Genomic DNA, 244 nt, shown 5'->3' on the forward strand with positions numbered 1-244 from the left:
GCGTCAGGTCGGTGTTCCGAGAATCGTTGTGTTCCTGAACAAATGCGACATGGTCGACGACGAGGAACTGATCGAGCTGGTCGAGATGGAACTTCAGGAACTTCTGGACAAGTACGAATTCCCGGGATCCGAAACCCCGATCATCCGCGGCAGCGCCCTCAAGGCACTTGAATGCGACGATCCCAAGGCCGACGACGCCCAGTGCATTTTCGCCCTGATGGATGCCTGTGACTCCTATATTCCC

The 244-nt window shown here is 56.1% G+C and carries 1 protein-coding gene; it reads left to right on the plus strand.

All coding sequences use genetic code 11. The features are described from left to right. A partial coding sequence (locus tag ACYQ11_RS22255) for a GTP-binding protein (protein WP_459926031.1) occupies positions 1-244 on the plus strand: 244 nt, incomplete at both ends.

This window comes from Desulfatiferula olefinivorans (assembly GCF_054657895.1).